This window comes from Pseudomonas donghuensis, from assembly GCF_000696345.2.
Taxonomy (GTDB): domain Bacteria; phylum Pseudomonadota; class Gammaproteobacteria; order Pseudomonadales; family Pseudomonadaceae; genus Aquipseudomonas; species Aquipseudomonas donghuensis.
Genome location: NZ_CP071706.1, coordinates 11,525 through 29,348, shown reverse-complemented (window position 1 = coordinate 29,348; position 17,824 = coordinate 11,525). Strand labels below are relative to the sequence as shown.

The window sequence follows — 17,824 nt, the reverse complement described above, 5'->3', positions numbered from 1 at the left end:
ACAAACAGTCAGGGCGCCTCTGGAAAAACCCGACCTGCGGCCCTGGGCCCCCTGTTTCGGGCCCTGCGACAATAGGCGTGTCCTCAGCGCCCGGCGCGCTCTATAATGCTGGGCAGATTCAAGTCCAGTACAGGTATCCCAAATGAAACGTCCAAGTGGTCGCGCTGCCGATCAGCTCCGCTCGATCCGCATCACCCGCAACTACACCAAACACGCCGAGGGGTCAGTACTGGTCGAGTTCGGTGACACCAAAGTCATCTGCACCGTCAGTGTCGAGAACGGTGTCCCGCGCTTCCTCAAGGGCCAGGGCCAGGGCTGGCTGACTGCCGAGTACGGCATGCTGCCGCGCTCTACCGGTGAGCGTAACCAGCGCGAAGCCAGCCGCGGCAAGCAAGGCGGCCGCACCCTCGAAATCCAGCGCCTGATCGGCCGCTCCCTGCGCGCTGCGCTGGACATGAGCAAGCTGGGCGACATCACCCTGTACGTCGACTGCGACGTGATTCAGGCCGATGGCGGCACCCGTACCGCTTCGATCACCGGCGCCATGGTCGCCCTGGTCGACGCCCTGCGCGTGGTCAAAAAGCGTGGTGGCCTGAAGGGCGGTGACCCGCTCAAGCACATGATCGCTGCCGTTTCGGTGGGCATGTACCAAGGTGAGCCGGTGCTCGACCTGGACTACCTCGAAGACTCGGCCGCCGAGACCGACCTGAACGTGGTGATGACCAGCCAGGGTGGCTTCATCGAAGTACAGGGCACCGCCGAAGGCGCGCCATTCCAGCCTGAAGAGCTCAATGCCATGCTGGCGCTGGCGCAAAAGGGCATGATCGACCTGTTCGAACTGCAGAAGGCCTCGCTGGCCGACTGATCCACACATGGCAAGGAGCAGAGCATGACCGAGCAACCGTTGCAGTTGCCCACCCCCAACACCGAGATCCGGCAATGGGCAATGTTCTGCCACCTCGCTGCCTTGCTCGGCCTGGTCTTTCCGCTGGGCAACCTGCTGGGACCGTTGGTGATGTGGATCTGGAAGAAAGACCTGGATCCGTTCATCGATGCCCAGGGCAAGGAAGCGCTGAACTTTCAGATCACCGTGTTCCTGGCCTCGATCATCTGCTTTGCGCTGATGTTCGTGCTGGTGGGTATCGTACTGTTCGGCATGCTGATGATTGCCGTGCTGATCCTCACTATTGTTGCCGGGGTCAAGGCCAACGAAGGTCAGCCGTATCGCTACCCGCTGACCTGGCGGCCGATCAAATAATGATCAGCTAAAAGTTCCAGCCACAAAAAAGCCGACGCGAAGTCGGCTTTTTTGTGGCTGGAACCATCAGATGGTCAGCGTCCAGTCGTAGTCCACGATCAGCGGCGCATGCTGGGAGAAGCGCGGCTGGCGTGGCAGGCGTGCGCTGCGCACGAAGCGGCGCAGGCCTGGCGTCAGCAACTGGTAGTCGAAACGCCAGCCCAGGTTGAGCATCTCGGCCTGTTCGTTGTCTGGCCACCAGCTGTACTGGTCGCCTTCACGGCTGACTTCGCGCAGGGCATCGACATAACCCATGTTGCCGACAATCTCGTCCATCCAGGCGCGTTCCGGCGCCAGGAAGCCTGGAGACTGCTGGCCATCGCGCCAGTTCTTGACGTCGAGCTTCTGCTGCGCCACGTACAACGAGCCGCAATAGATGTATTCACGACGTTTGCGCCGTTGCTTGTCCAGGTACTTGGCGAAGTCGTCCATCAACTTGAACTTCTGGTTCAAGTCTTCATCGCCGTTCATTCCCGAAGGTAGCAACAGGGTTGCGATACTTACCTTGTCGAAATCGGCCTGCAGGTAACGTCCGTAGCGGTCGGCTGTCTCGAAGCCCAGGCCGCTGATGACTGCCTTGGGCTGCAACCGCGAATAAAGTGCCACGCCGCCTTGGGCGGGAACTTCTGCGTCGCAGGCATAAAGGAAGTAGCCATCGAGCTGGAAAGCTGGGTCGTCGAGTTCAAAGGCCGAGGCGCGGGTATCCTGAAGGCAGATGACGTCAGCATTCTGGGCTTGTAGCCAGCTGAGCAAACCACGCTCAACGGCAGCCTGAATGCCATTAACGTTCACACTGATGATCCGCATAAATGGCCCCAAAAATCTCGTGCGTGTATGATACCCGAGCTGTACTCAATTAGCTAAATCCGTGGTATCCGGGACTCTTCATGCAGCCGTATCAGCGCGACTTCATTCGTTTTGCCATCGACCGCGGGGTTCTGCGCTTCGGTGAGTTCACCCTCAAGTCCGGGCGCACCAGCCCGTACTTCTTCAATGCCGGCCTGTTCAACAGTGGTTCGGCCCTGGCTCAGCTCGGGCGTTTCTATGCTGCGGCGATCGTCGACAGCAAGATTCCCTTCGACGTGCTGTTCGGCCCGGCCTACAAGGGTATCCCCCTGGCGGCGGCTACTGCCGTGGCCCTGGCCGAGCACCATGACCTCGACCTGCCATGGTGCTTCAATCGCAAAGAGGCCAAGGCCCATGGTGAAGGCGGCAGCCTGGTGGGCGCACCGCTGACCGGTGATGTGCTGATCATCGACGATGTGATCACTGCCGGCACTGCCATCCGCGAAGTCATGCAGATCATCCAGGGCCAGCAAGCCAAGGCTGCTGGCGTACTGATCGCATTGAACCGCCAGGAGCGCGGCAATGGCGAGCTGTCAGCCATCCAGGAAGTGGAGCGTGACTTCGGCATTCCGGTGGTGAGCATCGTCTCGCTGACCCAGGTGCTGGAGTTCCTCGCCGACGACCCGGCGCTCAAGCAGCACTTGCCGGCCGTCGAGGCCTACCGGGCGCAGTACGGTATCTGAAGCCAATAAAAAAAGGCGACCATAGGGTCGCCTTTTTTTGTGCCTCATCGCGGGTCAAGCCCGCTCCCACAGGCTCTGTAGGGGCGGGTTTGAGCCGCGAAAGGGTTTAACGCGGCTTGTGATTGGTAATCAAAGTACCCACACCGCTGTCGGTGAAGATCTCCAGCAGTACCGCGTTCGGCACCCGGCCATCGATGATGTGCGAGCTGTTGACGCCGCCTTGCACCGCTTCCAGGGCACAGCGGATCTTCGGCAGCATGCCGCCGTAGATAGTGCCATCAGCGATCAGTTCGTTGACCTGTTCGGTGGTCAGGCCGGTGAGCACGGTGCCTTGCTTGTCCATCAGGCCGGCGATGTTGGTCAGCAGCATCAGCTTTTCAGCCTTCAGTGCTTCAGCCACCTTGCCTGCCACCAGGTCAGCGTTGATGTTGTACGACTCGCCGTTGGCGCCCACGCCGATTGGCGCGATTACCGGGATGAAGTCACCTTTGACCAGCATGTTGAGCAGGTCGGTGTTAACCCCGACCACTTCGCCGACATGGCCGATGTCGATGATTTCCGGGGTGGTCATTTCTGGTGTCTGGCGGGTGACGGTGAGCTTTTTCGCGCGAATCAGCTCGGCGTCCTTGCCGGTCAGGCCGATGGCGCTGCCGCCGTGACGGTTGATCAGGTTGACGATGTCTTTGTTGACCTGGCCGCCGAGGACCATTTCTACCACGTCCATGGTTTGCGCGTCGGTAACGCGCATACCATCGACGAAGCGGCTTTCGATCGACAGACGCTTGAGCAGGTCACCGATCTGCGGGCCGCCACCGTGCACCACCACCGGGTTGATACCCACGGCTTTCATCAGCACCACATCGCGGGCAAAACCGGTTTTGAGCTCTTCGCTCTCCATCGCGTTGCCGCCGTATTTGATCACCAGGGTCTTGCCGACAAAGCGGCGAATGTAAGGCAGCGCTTCGGACAAAACCTGGGCGACATGGGTGGCGGCATCGCGATCGAGGGTCATGCAGGGCTCCAATTGGAACAGATAGTCGGTCAGAACTTGGGTTGCAGGTCAGGGGCAACGCGCTTCAGCTGGGCGCGGAATACCTCTTGGATACGCTGCAGTTCGGCGTCATTGTCGGCCTCGAAGCGCAATACCAGCACCGGCGTGGTGTTGGAGGCGCGAACCAGGCCCCAGCCGTGGGGGTAGTCGACCCGTACACCATCGATGGTGGTCAGGTTGGCGTTGTCGCCCCAGTCGGCGTCGCGTTGCAGTGCATCAATGATGCTGAATTTACCCTCGTCGGTCACATCAATATTGATTTCCGGCGTGGAAATATCGTTTGGGAACGCAGCAAACAGCTGTTCAGCATCGGTTTTGGCCTTGCTGAGGATCTCCAGCAGGCGCGCAGCGCTGTAGATGCCGTCGTCAAAACCATACCAGCGTTCCTTGATGAAGATGTGGCCGCTCATCTCTCCGGCGAGCAGGGCGCCGGTCTGCTTCATCTTCTTCTTGATCAACGAGTGACCGGTCTTCCACATTAGCGCGCGGCCGCCGTATTGCTCGATCAGCGGGGTCAGGCGGCGGGTGCATTTGACGTCGAAGATGATCTCGGCACCCGGATTGCGCTCCAGCACGTCCTGGGCGAACAGCATCAGCAGGCGGTCGGGGTAAACGATGTTGCCGGTGTTGGTGACCACGCCGACGCGGTCACCATCGCCATCGAAGGCCAGGCCCAGGTCGGCGCCGGTTGCCTTGACCTTGGCGATCAGGTCGACCAGGTTCTCAGGCTTGCCCGGGTCCGGGTGGTGGTTGGGGAAGTTGCCATCGACCTCGCAGAACAGCGGGATCATTTCGCAGCCCAGGGCTTCGATCAGCTGCGGGGCAATCACACCAGCCGCGCCGTTGCCGCAGTCCACCACCACCTTGAGCTTCTTCGCCAGCTTGATATCGCCGGTGATCTGCTTGAAATAGCGCTCGAGGATTTCGACTTTCTCGACGCTGCCTTCGCCGCGGCTCAGGTCGTTGGTTTGCAGGCGGGTCAACAGTGCCTGGATCTGCTCGTTGGCCAGGGTGTCGCCGGCGATGACGATCTTGAAGCCGTTGTAGTTCGGCGGGTTGTGGCTGCCGGTGAGCATCACCCCGGACTTGCCGGCCAGTACGTTGGCGGCGTAGTACAGGGCGGGGGTCGGTACCAGGCCAACGTCACTGACCTTGCAGCCGGCTTCGACCAGGCCCTTGATCAGTTGCTCGACCAGCATTGGCCCTGACAGGCGCCCGTCGCGGCCGACCGAGATGTTCGGCTCACCCTGGGCCAGAGTCTGGGCGCCGATGGCGCGGCCGATCCAGTAGGCGGTCTCGGCGGTCAGGGTGTCACCGACCACGCCACGGATATCGTAGGCGCGAAAGATACTGGCGGGAAGGTTCGGGGTCACTCGTTCCATGCTGGTCACCTGGGAAACTCCAATCTGAAAGGGTTGCTGAATGCGTCAGCGGCAGCCACTGCGCGAGTCAATATGTCCGCCTTTGACGGCATTTTCGCGACAGAGTTCGCGGATACAGTTTGTTCTGTCTGCATTCAGCTGTTGTTTACCGCTCCATTCTTGGACCGTCTGGCGGTTAACCATAAGCCGCCGACCAGGCCGGTTAACGCCAGAAAGGCGGCGAGCAGCAACCAGGGGTTGAGCCTGAATGCCGAGGCGTTCTCGATCAAGGGGCCGGGCTGAAACCCCAAGGACCAGGTGGCGTTGGCAGTACCCAGCTGGTGCAGTGCCGGCGCCTGGCTGTGGCCGTGGCTGAAAAGCTCGACGGGTGGGTCGTTGAACACCAATTGTGTCAGTCGCATCTGACCAAGCGTACCCGCATCGCGCTGCAGTGGGTCAGTGAAGCGTGAGAGCGCGAATGTGAGCACCAGAATGGCTTGTACGGGGGCGTCAGCGGACTCACGCAGTGCGGTGACGCTGTAAACCCGTTGCTGTCCAGCCTCAGGATAGGCTTCAAGGGCAGGCGCTACGCCGCGCTCGGCGCGCCGGACCATGTCGAGCACGGGCTCGCTCATGGGTGGGCTCGAAGCGGCCTGTCCAGGTTTGAGCAACTGTGCCGCCACCAGGCCGTCGAGGTGGGCGAATGCGCCGAGCAGCTTTTGTGGGTCAGGTGACTGTACCAATGCCAGTACCACCGGGCTTCTGATCAGGGCGTCCACCTCGCGGGTGACGCCAATGATCGAGGCGTCCAGGTGCGATACGAGTGCACCGGCCTGGGCGTAAGCCAGGTTGTTACGGTGGTCACGCTGGCCAGGCAGCACTGCGGTGAACCAAGTCAGTAGTACGCCCGCAAGCAGGCCAGCCAGGGCAATCAGTAGCCCCGGTAGCACCTGCTGGAAGTGCCTCAATGGCTACCGGAATGACCGAAGCCGCCAGCGCCACGCTGGCTTTCGTCGAAGGTTTCGACGATATCGAAGTGCGCCTGTACCACTGGTACCAGCACCAGCTGCGCGATGCGCTCGCCGATGGCGATGGTGAATGGGGTCTGGCCGCGGTTCCAGCACGAGACCATCAGCTCGCCTTGGTAGTCGGAGTCGATCAGGCCGACCAGGTTGCCGAGGACGATGCCATGTTTATGGCCAAGGCCCGAGCGCGGCAGGATCAGTGCCGCCAGGCCCGGATCGCCGATGTACACCGACAGGCCGGTAGGGATCAGCAGGGTCTGGCCTGGCTCGAGGACGGTGTCTTGCTTGAGCATGGCGCGCAGGTCGAGACCGGCAGAGCCTGGGGTGGCGTACTGCGGCAGCGGGAACTCGCTGCCGATGCGTGGATCGAGAATCTTGGCTTGTAGAGCGTGCATGCGAAGTTAAACCTGGTTAAGACGTTCGGCAATGAAGGCTACCAGCTGGCGGGCAATCTTGCCCTTGCTGGTCTGCGCGAAAACTGTTGCGTGAAGTTGACGGTCGATGACGCTGCAGGCGTTCTCCTCGCTGTTGAAGCCGATGCTGGGGTTGGCCACATCGTTGGCGACAATCAGGTCGAGGTTCTTGTCCTTGAGCTTGCGCGCGGCGTAATCGAGCAAGTGTTCGGTCTCGGCGGCAAAGCCGACGCTGAACGGGCGGTCAGGACGGGTGGAGATGCTGGCGAGAATGTCCGGGTTGCGGACCATCTGCAGCAGCAGGCCGTCACCTGTCGTAGGGTCTTTCTTGAGTTTTTGCGGGGCCACCACTTCTGGGCGGTAGTCTGCGACTGCTGCCGAGGCGATGAACACATCGCAGGGGATGGCGGCTTCACAGGCGGCGAGCATGTCGCGGGCGCTGACCACGTCGATGCGGGTGACGCGATCGGGTGTCGGCAGGTTCACCGGGCCGGTCACCAGCGTCACCTTGGCGCCAGCTTCCACGGCGGCTTCAGCCAGGGCAAAGCCCATTTTCCCCGAGCTGTGGTTGGTGATGTAGCGCACCGGGTCGATGTTTTCCTGGGTCGGGCCGGCAGTGATCAGCACGTGTTTGCCGGTCAGCGACTCGCGCTTGAAGGTCTCGGCGGCGCACCAGGCCAGGTCAGTGGCTTCGAGCATGCGGCCCAGGCCCACATCGCCACAGGCCTGGCTGCCGGAGGCCGGGCCGAACACCTGGATATCACGACTTTGCAGCAGCTCAAGGTTGGCCTGGGTGGCCGGGTCGCGCCACATCGCCTGGTTCATCGCCGGGGCCACGGCCACGGTGGCATCGGTAGCCAGCACCAGGGTGGTCAGCAGATCGTCGGCGACACCCTGGGCCAGGCGCGCGAGCAGGTCGGCGGTGGCTGGGGCAATCAGCACCAGGTCGGCCCACTTGGCCAGCTCGATATGGCCCATCGCCGCTTCGGCAGCAGGGTCCAATAGGTCCATGTGCACCGGGTGGCCGGACAGGGCCTGCATGGTCAGCGGGGTGATGAATTCGGCCCCGCCACGGGTCATGACGACGCGCACTTGGGCGCCGTGTTCCAGGAGTCGGCGAACCAGCTCGGCACTCTTGTAGGCGGCGATGCCGCCGCCGACGCCGAGAACGATGCGCTTCCGATACAGCCGCTGCATAGGCTTGCCTTTTGCTCAGTGATTACACGCGGCGACGACGCCTCCCCAGGCCGGTTCGTCGCGTAAAAATGAGCGGCTAATGTAGCACAGGGCTCAAACCGGGAGCAGTAACCGAAAGACAGAGGGAATTGTCATGAGTATCAGGGATTGGCCTGCGGCGGAGCGGCCGCGGGAAAAACTGCTGGAGTCGGGGGCGGGCAACCTGTCGGATGCCGAGCTGCTGGCGATTTTTTTGCGCACCGGAGTGCGTGGGCGTAGCGCGGTCGACCTTGCCAGGCATCTGCTCGGGCGCTTCGGCAGCCTGCGCGGGCTGCTGGAGGCAGACAGCCGCAGCTTCAATGGCGAGCTCGGCCTGGGCCCGGCAAAGTTCGCCCAATTGCAGGCCGTGCTGGAAATGTCCCGGCGCCACCTGGCCGAGGGCCTGCGGCGCGATTCAGCCCTGCAGAGCCCCCAGGCGGTCAAGGACTACCTCAAGGCGCGCCTGCGCCACGAGCCGCATGAGGTTTTCGGTTGCCTGTTTCTCGACAGCAAGCACCGGGTGCTGGCCTTCGAGGCGTTGTTTCAGGGCTCGATCAACAGCGCCAGCGTCTATCCCCGGCAGGTGATCAAGCGCGCCCTGGCACATAACGCCGCGGCGTTGATCCTCTGCCACAACCATCCTTCAGGCGTGAGCGAGCCTAGCGATGCCGACCTGGTCCTGACCCGGCGCCTGACCAAGGCGCTGGACATGATCGAAGTGCGCGTGCTCGACCACTTCGTCATCGGCGACGGCGAGCCGCTGTCGATGGCCGAGCACGGCTGGCTCTAGCGCGAGGTGCTGACCCCGGCGAAGTCCTGGCGACCGAACGGGCTGACCTGGTAACCCTGGACATCCTTGCGCGCCAGCACGGCCGCCGTCGGGTGGGCCAGGGGCAGCCACAAGGCCTGTTGCTGAATCAGCGTCTGCGCCTGTTGGTACAGGCGGCTGCGCACGCTCTGGTCGTTGGTGGTCTTGCCGGCGCTGATCAACTGATCGAGGCGCTGGTCGCAAAAGCGTGCGAAGTTGGTGCCGGACTTGACCGCCGCGCAGGAAAACTGCGGGCTGAGGAAGTTGTCCGGGTCGCCGTTATCCCCGGCCCAGCCCATGAACAGCAAGTCATGCTCACCCGCCTTGGCCCGGCGAATAAGCTCACCCCATTCAATCACGCGGATCTCGGCCTTGATGCCGATCTTGCCCAGGTCCGCCTGCAGCAATTGTGCGCCCAGGCTCGGGTTGGGATTGAGCAGGCTGCCTTGCGGGCGGGTCCAGATGGTGGTGCTGAAGCCGTCCTTGAGGCCGGCCTTGGCCAACAGTGCCCGGGCTTTGTCGAGGTTGGCCGGATAGCCGGGCAGGTCCTTGGCGTAGCTCCAGGTATTGGGCGGGTAGGGGCCATTGGCAGCCACCGCGGTGTCTTCGAACACCGCCTTGAGGTAGCTGGTCTTGTCGAACGCGAGGTTGATGGCCTGGCGTACCTCCGGCTTGTCCAGTGGTGCATGCTGGCTATTGATGGCGACGAACGCGGTCATGAAGGCTTCGGTCTTTTCTACCTTCAGGGTCGGATCCTCGCTGGCCGCGGCGATATCCAGCGGTTTTGGCGACAGGGCGATCTGGCACTCGTTGCGCTTGAGTTTTTGCAGGCGCACGTTGGCGTCGGGGGTGATGGCGAAGATCAACGGGTCGACACCCGGTTTGCCGGCAAAGTAATCAGCGTTTGCCCGGTAGCGGATCACGGCATCCTTCTGAAAGCGATTGAAGACGAACGGCCCGGTGCCGATTGGCTGGCTGTTGAGCTTCTCCGGAGTGCCGGCCTTGAGCAGTTGGTCGGCGTACTCGGCGGAGTAGATCGAAGCAAAGCCCATGCTCAGCGTGGCCAGGAAAGTGGCGTCGGGGTGGTCGAGGGTAAAGCGCACGGTCAGCGGGTCTGGGGCCTCGATCTGCTTGATCAGGCTTGGCAGTTGCAACGATTGGGCGTGCGGGTAACCGTTCTGGGCGATCTTGTGCCAGGAATGGGCGGGGTAGAGCATGCGCTGGAAGCTGAACAGCACGTCGTCGGCGTCCAGCGTGCGATTGGGCTTGAAGTAGCCGGTACTGTGGAATTTCACCCCCGGACGCAGCTTGAACTCGTAGATAAGGCCGTCCGGCGATACCGTCCAGCTTTCGGCCAGGCTCGGCACTACCTGGCCCTGGCGCGCGTCGAACTCGACCAGGCGGTTCATCAGCACGTCGGCCGAGGCATTGGTGGTACTCAGCGAGTTGTACTGGACCACGTCAAAGCCTTCGGGGCTGGCTTCGGTGCACACGCTCAGCGCAGCCGCCTGGGCGAAAGCCGGGCCGAGCAGGGTGGCGAACAACAGGGGTAGAACGGCAGCGCGCATGGGGATTCCTTGGCTGATCGGTGGCCCATCTGCCAGTGCAGTCTGGAAAAGTCCTACCCTAGTGCGCTGGGGCGCAAATGACCATATCCTTTTTTGCCGATCGAGCGACGAGCGGTCGACAGCTTGCCGGGCCAGTGGTTATGCTGCTCCGGCGTGTCGAACAGCAAGTCAAAGCACATCTTCTGTTGTTGTGCTCTGGTCTTTCTGGTATAAAGCAGCGCTCTTTTCTAGGGGCTCGGCTTGTCGCATCTGCTGACCGAGTCGATAAGACCCTGAAGAAACACGGCGCCTGGCGCCAAAGACTGAGAGATTAAGCGGCCAACCCATGCCGGGTTGGGCATGTGGTTTTAGAGGGCTGAGGCATGTCGAGAGTCTGTCAAGTTACCGGTAAGGGTCCGGTAACCGGGAATAACATTTCCCACGCAAACAACAAAACCCGTCGTCGTTTCCTGCCGAACCTGCAGCATCATCGCTTCTGGGTCGAGTCCGAGAAGCGTTTCGTGCGTCTGCGCGTATCTGCCAAAGGCATGCGCATCATCGACAAGCGCGGCATTGATGCCGTTCTGGTCGACATTCGCCGTAACGGCGCTAAGGTCTAAGGGAGAGAATCATGCGTGAATTGATCCGTCTGGTGTCGACCGCTAATACCGGCCACTTCTACACCACCGACAAGAACAAGCGCACCACTCCGGACAAAATCGAAATCAAAAAATTCGATCCGGTTGTTCGCAAGCACGTGATCTACAAGGAAGCCAAGATCAAGTAATTGATCCGGCTGACGAAAAAAGGGCCCGTATCTCTGGATACGGGCCCTTTTTTTATGCTGCTTTTTCTGCACCCGGGCCTAAACCCGGCCGTCGATCAGTTGAAGGCGAACGCTTTAATCCTGCCGTCCGCATCCCCCTCGATCTGAATCCGCTCTGGATCATACTCGCGAGTCGAGCGTTCATCGATGCCGACGACGCGGTCACGACCGGTCAGCTCGCTGACGTAGGCCTTGACGCTGGTCACATAGCGGCTACCGATAAGGTGATCGATCTGTTGCAGGGCTTCTTCATTGGTCATGACGTTGCTTCCTTCGTGATTGAATGCCCGGTTGGGCAACGCCATGCTCGGTTGGGCAAGCCCTGCTCGAGTGGTAGTTATCTATTTTTGCTCGAACATCACATAGATCTTGCGGCACGGCTCCAGCACTTCCCAGGTACCCTTGAAGCCCGCCGGAATCACGAAGCGGTCGCCAGCGCGCAGGGTTTTCGCCTCGCCCGCCTCATCACGCAGCACCGATACCCCTTGTACGATTTCGCAATACTCGTGTTCGGTGTAATTGACGGTCCACTGCCCGACCGCCCCTTCCCAGACGCCTGCATGAAACTGTGCACAGGGGCTGGAGTAATGGTTGAAGACCGCCTGCTCGGGGTCGCCCTTGAGTACCTTTTCCGCCGCGGGGCGGTAGCGTTCCGCCTCGGTCAGCACCTGGGCAAAGTCGATGATTTGGTTAATGCTCATGGTCGGGCCCCTTTTGTTGTTTAATAAAATGAACATCAGTAGGTGTTTGATGTGATTATGTCAAATATATTGAAAATTAGGGTGCCGGTGGTTTAGGGTGACAGGTGCCTGTGCGCCTGTGTCGCCCAGCCAGAATTTTCGCCAGTGCCCCCAAGCCCTCGTGCGGCACTGCACCTTAACAAGAGGAGGAGTTTCGTATGACCACCCTGACTCGTGCGGACTGGGAACAGCGTGCCCAGCAATTGAAGATCGAAGGCCGTGCCTTCATCAATGGTGAATACACCGCGGCCGTTTCCGGCGCCACGTTCGAGTGCCTCAGCCCGGTCGACGGACGCCTCCTGGCGCAGATCGCCAGCTGCGACGAGGCCGATGCCAAGCGCGCGGTAGAAAATGCCCGCGCCACGTTTGCCTCTGGCGTCTGGTCGCGCCTGGCTCCGGCCAAACGCAAGGCCACCATGATTCGTTTCGCCGGCCTGCTCAAGAAGAACGTCGAAGAGCTGGCCCTGCTGGAAACCCTGGACATGGGTAAGCCGATCAGCGACTCGCTGAACATCGACGTACCGGGTGCCGCCCAGGCCTTGAGCTGGAACGGTGAAGCGATCGACAAGATCTACGACGAAGTCGCCGCCACCCCGCACAATCAACTGGGTCTGGTGACGCGCGAGCCGGTGGGTGTAGTTGCCGCCATCGTGCCGTGGAACTTCCCGCTGCTGATGGCCTGCTGGAAACTCGGCCCGGCCCTGGCCACCGGTAACTCGGTGGTGCTCAAGCCTTCGGAAAAATCGCCACTGACCGCCATCCGCATCGCCCAGCTGGCGATCGAGGCCGGTATCCCGGCCGGTGTGCTCAACGTGCTGCCAGGTTATGGCCACACCGTCGGCAAGGCCCTGGCCCTGCACATGGATGTCGATACCCTGGTGTTCACCGGTTCGACCAAGATCGCCAAGCAGCTGATGATCTATGCCGGTGAGTCGAACATGAAGCGGGTCTGGCTTGAAGCCGGTGGCAAGAGCCCGAACATCGTCTTCGCCGACGCTCCGGACCTCAACTCCGCCGCCGAAGCTGCCGCCAGCGCCATCGCCTTCAACCAGGGCGAAGTCTGCACCGCAGGTTCGCGTCTGCTGGTCGAGCGCTCGATCAAGGACAAGTTCCTGCCGTTGGTGCTTGAAGCGCTCAAAGCCTGGAAGCCGGGCAACCCACTGGACCCAGCCACCACCGTGGGTGCCCTGGTCGATACCCAGCAGATGAACACTGTGCTGTCCTACATCGAAGCCGGCCACAGCGATGGCGCCAAGCTGCTGGTGGGCGGCAAGCGGATCCTCGAGGAAACCGGTGGCACCTACGTCGAGCCGACGATTTTCGACGGCGTCAGCAACGCCATGAAAATCGCCCAGGAAGAGATCTTCGGCCCGGTACTGTCGGTCATTACCTTCGACAGCGTCGAGGAGGCGATCAACATCGCCAACGACACCCCGTACGGCCTGGCTGCCGGTGTGTGGACCGCTGACATCTCCAAGGCGCACCTGACCGCCAAGGCCCTGCGCGCCGGCAGCGTGTGGGTCAACCAGTACGATGGCGGCGACATGACCGCACCGTTCGGCGGCTTCAAGCAGTCGGGCAACGGCCGCGACAAGTCGCTGCATGCGCTGGACAAGTACACCGAGCTGAAAGCCACCTGGATCAAACTGTAAGTCCTGGGTGCCCTTATCGCGGGACAAGCCCGCTCCCACAGTGTGGGAGCGGGCTTGTCCCGCGATTGTTTCTGGAGGAAGACAGCGTGCGCTGGGGAACCTATTTCGCCGTGCTGGCGGCCGTGCTCAGTGTCGGCCTGGCCTTGGGCGTCAGCATGCCGCTGGTGTCGTTGCGCTTGGAAGGCTGGGGCTACGGCAGTTTTGCCATTGGCGTGATGGCGGCGATGCCGGCCATCGGCGTGCTGGTCGGTGCTAGTCTGTCCAGCCGTCTGGCCGCACGCTTCGGTACGCCGGGGTTGATGCGCTTGTGCCTGTGGGCCGGGGCGTTTTCCATTGGTTTGCTGGCACTGCTGCCCAGCTATCCGTTGTGGCTGGCCCTGCGTTTGCTGATCGGGGTGATCCTCACCATCGTCTTCATCCTTGGTGAAAGCTGGATCAACCAACTGGTGGTCGAGCAGTGGCGCGGACGTCTGGTGGCGCTATACGGCAGCAGCTATGCCTTGAGTCAGCTGGCCGGGCCGTTGTTGCTCGGCGTGGTGGGCTCGGAAGATGACCTGGGTTTCTGGATCGGAGCCGGCCTGCTGATTGCCGCGCCGCTGGTGCTGCTCGGCCGCGATGGTGCACCCAGTGCCGAGTCCTGCAGCGTGACCTTTACTGATCTGTTCGGCTTCTGCCGGCGCCTGCCGGTGATTGCCTGGGCCATCGCGCTGTTTGCTGCCTTCGAGGCCATGATTCTGACCTTGCTGCCGGTCTACTGCCTGCAGCAAGGCTTCACCACGGAAATCGCCCTGTTCATGGTCAGCACCGTCGTGGTCGGTGATGCGCTGCTGCAGCTACCGATTGGCGCGCTGGCCGACCGTATGTCCAGGCGTACGCTGTTCAGCGGCTGTGCGGTGATGCTACTGGGCTCCAGCCTGGCGATACCGTTGCTGCTGCAAACGCCGTTGATCTGGCCGCTGTGGGTGCTGTTCGGCGCCAGTGCCGGTGGCCTGTTCACCTTGTCGCTGGTGCTGATCGGCGAGCGTTACCGCGATGATGCACTGGTACGCGCCAATGCCCACGTTGCGCAGCTGTGGGGCATCGGCTGCCTGATCGGGCCGCTGGCGGCAGGGGCGGGCAGCCAGTGGATCAGTGGCCATGCGCTGCCGCTGTTCATGGCGGCAGGGGCATTCGGTCTGGTGCTGCTGGCAAGGCGCCCCGATGCCTTCGAGCCGGCGCCGGTCTAGAGCATCTTCTCCAGGCCCACAGCCTTGCTGATCCAGGCGTTGAAGCGCCGCCACAGCCCGCCGGGCTCGGTGGTCAGGGTGTGCAGGCGATGATTGTCTTCGGTAACCCAGACCAATTGGCCGTCGATCAGTTGCAGCTGATAGCTGAGGGCCGGGGCCATGCCCTGGGCCGCCAGCTCGCGGGTGTACTCGGCCAGCTCCGGGCTGTCGACCAGCACCCCGACTTCGGTGTTCCACAGCAGCGAGCGGGGATCGAAGTTGAATGAACCGATGAAGGTCTTTTTGCGATCGAAGACGATAGCCTTGCTGTGCAGGCTGGAGTCGGAGCTGCTATGAAAGCGCATGGCCCGACGTGAGCTCGGCTCGCCAGGCTGGCGGCGCAATTCGTACAGATGGACACCGTGCTCGAGCAGCGCCTTGCGATACGGTGCGTAGCCACCATGCACGGCGGGCACATCGGTCGCTTCCAGGGAGTTGGTCAGCAGCTTGACCGAGACGCCGTTGTCGGCGCGGCTGGTCAGGTACAGCAGGCCTGACTCGCGGGGCACGAAGTAGGCCGAGACCAGGATCAACTCATGCTGCACATTGTTCAGGTCAGGCGCCAACTGTTGAGTCATCAGCAGCTGCGGGTCGGGCTCATCGCGGGCCAGGACCTTGCTTGGCGCGTCCCAGAGCGCCTGGTTGTAGGCCCAGATCAGCTCGTTGCGCCAGACATCCAGGCGCGGTCGAGTCTGATAGGCCATCAGCCGCTCGTACTGGGCCTTGCGTTTGATCCGCGCCTCGGCCAGTGAAGCCTCCAGGCGCTGGCGGCTGTCACGTAGGTCGCCAGCGTCGGGATGGCTGAGCAGGAAGTCGCCGATCGGCTTGCTCAGGGCACTGTTCCAGTACTGATCGAAGCTATGCCCCAGCTGTTCGGCCACTGGGCCGACGCCGAGCAGGTCGATGTCGGTGAAGTTCAGGTTGGGTTCGGCATCGAAATACTCATCGCCCAGGTTGCGCCCGCCGACGATGGCCATGCTGTTGTCCACCAGCCACAGCTTGTTGTGCATGCGCCGATGCTGCAACGACAGGTTGAACAGGCGGCCCATGGCCCGGGTCGCGCCAGTGCTGCGGCCCAGGTGCAAGGGGTTGAATACACGTATCTGGATGTTCGGATGTGCAGCCAGGGTGCCCATCAATTCGTCGAGGCCGTCACTGGTGGTGTCATCGAGCAGGATGCGCACCCGTACACCGCGGTCGGCCGCTTGTAGCAACTCATGCACCAGGGCACGCGTGCTGAGGCCGTCATGGACGATGTAGTACTGCAGGTCGATGCTCGATTGGGCGTTGCGGATCAGTTCGGCGCGGGCGCGGAAGGCTTCATTGCTGTTGGGCAGCAGGCGAAACCCGGAGCGCCCGTCGTAGGCCGAGGCCTGGCGCTGTACTGAGCGGCCGAATGCCGAGTCGCTGGCCGGTAGGGCCTGGCTGACTTCCCGTGGCTGGCTGACACTGGCGCAGCCATTCAGGCCGAGCAATAGCGACAGCAGTAGTGGCAGCACTCGCTGGCTTCTCAAGAAAATTCGTCCTGTTACAACTGGGCGTATGGATATGGACCGCGAGCGGCGGTGAAAAGTTACCCGTCACTGTGTTCCTGGGCCAGTAGACGAATGGCGGTCTCGCCAACCTTGCGCACTGCCGCTTCGATCTCGGTGCAGGGGCGTGCGGCAAAGTTCATGCGCAGGCAATTACGGTACTTGCCCGAGGCCGAGAAGATACTGCCGACGGCAATCTGCACTCCCTGCCCAAGTAAAGCCCGGTTCAGGCGCAGCGTGTCGAAACTTTCCGGCAATTCCACCCAGAGCATGAATCCGCCCTGGGGCCGGCTGGCGCGGGTGCCTGGTGGAAAGTAACGGGCCACCCAGTCGCTCATCTGGTCGCGGCCACGCTGATACTGGCTGCGCATGCGCCGCAGGTGCGGCTGGTAGTGGCCGCCTTCGATGAAGTCGGCGATCGCCAGTTGTGGCTGGGTCGCCGTGCAGCCGGTGCTGATGTACTTCATGTGCAGCACCCGTTCCAGGTAGCGGCCGGGGGCTGCCCAGCCAATGCGCAAGCCCGGAGCGAGTGTCTTGGAGAAGGAGCTGCACAGCAGCACCCGGCCGTCCTCGTCGAAGGACTTGATGGTCCGCGGTCTGGGGTAGGTGTAGGCAAGGTCGCCATACACATCGTCTTCGAGGATCGCTACATCGAAGCGTTGCGCCAGGGTCAGCAACGCCTTCTTGCGCGCCTCGGGCATGATGTAGCCGAGCGGGTTGTTGCAGTTCGGGGTGATCTGGATGAGCTTGATCGGCCATTGTTCCAGGGCCAGTTCCAGGGCTTCGAGGCTGATCCCGGTGAGGGGGTCGGTGGGGATTTCCAGGGCTTTCATGCCCAGGCCCTTGAGGGTTTGCATGGCGCCATGAAAGCTGGGCGAATCCACCGCCACGATATCGCCGGGTTGGCACACTGCGCGGATGCTGGTGGATAGCGCCTCATGGCAGCCGGTGGTGACCACGAGGTCGGCCGGGCTGACCGTGCAGCCGGAATCGAGCATCAGCCGGGCGATCTGCTCGCGCAGGGCCAGGGTGCCGCAGATGGTGTCGTAATACAGGCCGGGCATGTCCTGACGACGGCTAAGCTGGGCCAGGCTGCGCAGCAGCGGTTTGAGGGTCGGGCTGGTAATGTCGGGCATGCCACGGCCCAGTTGAACCACGTCCTTGCTCGGTACGCTGCGGATCAGCTCGATGACCTGCTCCCACTGGGAAATGTCCACTGGGCGCTGGGCTGGGCGGCTGACAGCGGGCAGGGCAGGCAGGCTGCGGTTATTGGGGACGAAGTAGCCAGACTTGGGCCGCGGCGCAGCCAGGCCGTTGTCTTCCAGGAGGCGGTAGGCCTGCTGCACGGTGCTCAGGCTGACCCCATGCTCGATGCTCAGGGCGCGCACCGACGGCAAGCGATCGCCGGGGCGGTACAGGCCTTGTTCGATGCGAGCGCCAAGCAGCTCGGCGAGGTTGATGTACAGCGTCATGGCATACTCCGGAAGACGGCTACAGCAAATGACCAATACAGATGAGGAAAAAATACAGCATTCAGTAGGAAATGTGCCAATTCTGTATGGA

18 protein-coding genes and 1 pseudogene are annotated in these 17,824 nt (G+C 62.1%); 8 read left to right on the top strand and 11 right to left on the bottom strand.

Annotated features, from left to right (window positions below; genetic code table 11):
- Nucleotides 1-142: 142 nt before the first annotated feature.
- Both rph and BV82_RS00150 read left to right on the top strand, forming a co-directional pair.
- Nucleotides 143-865, top strand: a complete 723-nt coding sequence (gene rph, locus BV82_RS00155) for a ribonuclease PH (protein ID WP_010225884.1) — start codon at nucleotides 143-145, stop codon at nucleotides 863-865.
- Nucleotides 866-889: 24 nt separating this feature from the next.
- Nucleotides 890-1,258, top strand: coding sequence for a DUF4870 domain-containing protein (locus BV82_RS00150; RefSeq protein WP_036995235.1), 369 nt, complete (start codon nucleotides 890-892; stop codon nucleotides 1,256-1,258).
- Nucleotides 1,259-1,324: 66 nt separating this feature from the next.
- Here BV82_RS00150 and BV82_RS00145 read toward each other — a convergent pair whose 3' ends face one another.
- Nucleotides 1,325-2,104: an exodeoxyribonuclease III gene (locus tag BV82_RS00145; RefSeq protein ID WP_010225880.1), complete on the bottom strand. Its 780-nt coding sequence runs from the start codon at nucleotides 2,102-2,104 to the stop codon at nucleotides 1,325-1,327.
- A gap of 80 nt (nucleotides 2,105-2,184) precedes the next feature.
- Here BV82_RS00145 and pyrE point away from each other — a divergent pair, with 80 nt between their 5' ends.
- Nucleotides 2,185-2,826 (top strand): orotate phosphoribosyltransferase, encoded by a 642-nt coding sequence (pyrE, locus tag BV82_RS00140; protein ID WP_010225878.1) that lies wholly within the window; start codon nucleotides 2,185-2,187, stop codon nucleotides 2,824-2,826.
- Between the two features lie 106 nt (nucleotides 2,827-2,932).
- On the opposite strand, the gene argB is transcribed toward pyrE, so the two are convergent.
- From argB to coaBC, 5 genes and pseudogenes are all read right to left on the bottom strand, one after another.
- The gene (gene argB, locus BV82_RS00135) at nucleotides 2,933-3,838 is read right to left on the bottom strand and encodes an acetylglutamate kinase (protein WP_010225876.1); all 906 of its coding nucleotides are present in this window, start codon (nucleotides 3,836-3,838) and stop codon (nucleotides 2,933-2,935) included.
- Between the two features lie 29 nt (nucleotides 3,839-3,867).
- Nucleotides 3,868-5,244 (bottom strand): annotated as a pseudogene (locus BV82_RS00130) (phosphomannomutase/phosphoglucomutase); the annotation flags it as partial.
- 149 nt (nucleotides 5,245-5,393) lie between these two features.
- A complete protein-coding gene (locus BV82_RS00125) occupies nucleotides 5,394-6,119 on the bottom strand; it encodes a hypothetical protein (RefSeq protein WP_215444972.1) in 726 nt (241 codons plus the stop codon).
- An 83-nt stretch (nucleotides 6,120-6,202) separates the two neighbouring features.
- Nucleotides 6,203-6,658: a dUTP diphosphatase gene (dut, locus tag BV82_RS00120; RefSeq protein ID WP_010225872.1), complete on the bottom strand. Its 456-nt coding sequence runs from the start codon at nucleotides 6,656-6,658 to the stop codon at nucleotides 6,203-6,205.
- 6 nt (nucleotides 6,659-6,664) lie between these two features.
- A complete protein-coding gene (coaBC, locus tag BV82_RS00115; RefSeq protein ID WP_010225871.1) occupies nucleotides 6,665-7,873 on the bottom strand; it encodes a bifunctional phosphopantothenoylcysteine decarboxylase/phosphopantothenate--cysteine ligase CoaBC in 1,209 nt (402 codons plus the stop codon).
- A gap of 133 nt (nucleotides 7,874-8,006) precedes the next feature.
- Between coaBC and radC the strand changes: the two genes are divergently transcribed.
- The gene (radC, locus tag BV82_RS00110) at nucleotides 8,007-8,681 is read left to right on the top strand and encodes a RadC family protein (RefSeq protein WP_010225870.1); all 675 of its coding nucleotides are present in this window, start codon (nucleotides 8,007-8,009) and stop codon (nucleotides 8,679-8,681) included.
- Here the strand turns inward: radC and BV82_RS00105 are convergent.
- A complete protein-coding gene (locus tag BV82_RS00105; protein WP_036995232.1) occupies nucleotides 8,678-10,267 on the bottom strand; it encodes an ABC transporter substrate-binding protein in 1,590 nt (529 codons plus the stop codon). The two genes, radC and BV82_RS00105, sit on opposite strands and share 4 nt — an antisense overlap.
- A 362-nt stretch (nucleotides 10,268-10,629) precedes the next feature.
- Here BV82_RS00105 and rpmB point away from each other — a divergent pair, with 362 nt between their 5' ends.
- Together rpmB and rpmG are read left to right on the top strand one after the other, a co-directional pair.
- Nucleotides 10,630-10,866 carry a 50S ribosomal protein L28 gene (gene rpmB, locus BV82_RS00100; RefSeq protein WP_010225868.1) on the top strand — a complete coding sequence of 79 codons (237 nt, stop codon included), beginning with the start codon at nucleotides 10,630-10,632 and terminating at the stop codon, nucleotides 10,864-10,866.
- 11 nt (nucleotides 10,867-10,877) lie between these two features.
- Nucleotides 10,878-11,033, top strand: a complete 156-nt coding sequence (rpmG, locus tag BV82_RS00095; RefSeq protein ID WP_010225867.1) for a 50S ribosomal protein L33 — start codon at nucleotides 10,878-10,880, stop codon at nucleotides 11,031-11,033.
- A 95-nt stretch (nucleotides 11,034-11,128) separates the two neighbouring features.
- Here the strand turns inward: rpmG and BV82_RS00090 are convergent, their stop codons facing one another.
- Together BV82_RS00090 and BV82_RS00085 are read right to left on the bottom strand one after the other, a co-directional pair.
- Entirely contained in the window at nucleotides 11,129-11,332 is a 204-nt protein-coding gene (locus tag BV82_RS00090) for a hypothetical protein (RefSeq protein WP_036995231.1), read from the bottom strand.
- An 81-nt stretch (nucleotides 11,333-11,413) separates the two neighbouring features.
- Complete coding sequence (locus BV82_RS00085; protein WP_010225865.1) at nucleotides 11,414-11,773, bottom strand: cupin domain-containing protein; 360 nt, start codon at nucleotides 11,771-11,773, stop codon at nucleotides 11,414-11,416.
- Nucleotides 11,774-11,970: 197 nt separating this feature from the next.
- Between BV82_RS00085 and BV82_RS00080 the strand changes: the two genes are divergently transcribed.
- Nucleotides 11,971-13,464, top strand: coding sequence for an aldehyde dehydrogenase (locus BV82_RS00080; RefSeq protein WP_036995229.1), 1,494 nt, complete (start codon nucleotides 11,971-11,973; stop codon nucleotides 13,462-13,464).
- Between the two features lie 86 nt (nucleotides 13,465-13,550).
- A complete protein-coding gene (locus BV82_RS00075; RefSeq protein WP_036995228.1) occupies nucleotides 13,551-14,690 on the top strand; it encodes an MFS transporter in 1,140 nt (379 codons plus the stop codon).
- Here the strand turns inward: BV82_RS00075 and BV82_RS00070 are convergent.
- Together BV82_RS00070 and BV82_RS00065 are read right to left on the bottom strand one after the other, a co-directional pair.
- On the bottom strand, nucleotides 14,687-16,243 hold the full coding sequence (locus BV82_RS00070; protein ID WP_036995227.1) for a phospholipase D family protein: 1,557 nt from the start codon (nucleotides 16,241-16,243) through the stop codon (nucleotides 14,687-14,689). The two genes, BV82_RS00075 and BV82_RS00070, sit on opposite strands and share 4 nt — an antisense overlap.
- A 59-nt stretch (nucleotides 16,244-16,302) precedes the next feature.
- Nucleotides 16,303-17,733, bottom strand: a complete 1,431-nt coding sequence (locus BV82_RS00065; RefSeq protein ID WP_036995226.1) for an aminotransferase-like domain-containing protein — start codon at nucleotides 17,731-17,733, stop codon at nucleotides 16,303-16,305.
- Nucleotides 17,734-17,824: the final 91 nt, after the last annotated feature.

Coding starts and splice junctions, on each gene's coding strand:
- rph (WP_010225884.1), top strand. CDS start 143: ATGAAACGTCCAAGTGGTCGCGCTGCCGATCAGCTCCGCTCGATCCGC.
- BV82_RS00150 (WP_036995235.1), top strand. CDS start 890: ATGACCGAGCAACCGTTGCAGTTGCCCACCCCCAACACCGAGATCCGG.
- BV82_RS00145 (WP_010225880.1), bottom strand. CDS start 2,104: ATGCGGATCATCAGTGTGAACGTTAATGGCATTCAGGCTGCCGTTGAG.
- pyrE (WP_010225878.1), top strand. CDS start 2,185: ATGCAGCCGTATCAGCGCGACTTCATTCGTTTTGCCATCGACCGCGGG.
- argB (WP_010225876.1), bottom strand. CDS start 3,838: ATGACCCTCGATCGCGATGCCGCCACCCATGTCGCCCAGGTTTTGTCC.
- dut (WP_010225872.1), bottom strand. CDS start 6,658: ATGCACGCTCTACAAGCCAAGATTCTCGATCCACGCATCGGCAGCGAG.
- coaBC (WP_010225871.1), bottom strand. CDS start 7,873: ATGCAGCGGCTGTATCGGAAGCGCATCGTTCTCGGCGTCGGCGGCGGC.
- radC (WP_010225870.1), top strand. CDS start 8,007: ATGAGTATCAGGGATTGGCCTGCGGCGGAGCGGCCGCGGGAAAAACTG.
- BV82_RS00105 (WP_036995232.1), bottom strand. CDS start 10,267: ATGCGCGCTGCCGTTCTACCCCTGTTGTTCGCCACCCTGCTCGGCCCG.
- rpmB (WP_010225868.1), top strand. CDS start 10,630: ATGTCGAGAGTCTGTCAAGTTACCGGTAAGGGTCCGGTAACCGGGAAT.
- rpmG (WP_010225867.1), top strand. CDS start 10,878: ATGCGTGAATTGATCCGTCTGGTGTCGACCGCTAATACCGGCCACTTC.
- BV82_RS00090 (WP_036995231.1), bottom strand. CDS start 11,332: ATGACCAATGAAGAAGCCCTGCAACAGATCGATCACCTTATCGGTAGC.
- BV82_RS00085 (WP_010225865.1), bottom strand. CDS start 11,773: ATGAGCATTAACCAAATCATCGACTTTGCCCAGGTGCTGACCGAGGCG.
- BV82_RS00080 (WP_036995229.1), top strand. CDS start 11,971: ATGACCACCCTGACTCGTGCGGACTGGGAACAGCGTGCCCAGCAATTG.
- BV82_RS00065 (WP_036995226.1), bottom strand. CDS start 17,733: ATGACGCTGTACATCAACCTCGCCGAGCTGCTTGGCGCTCGCATCGAA.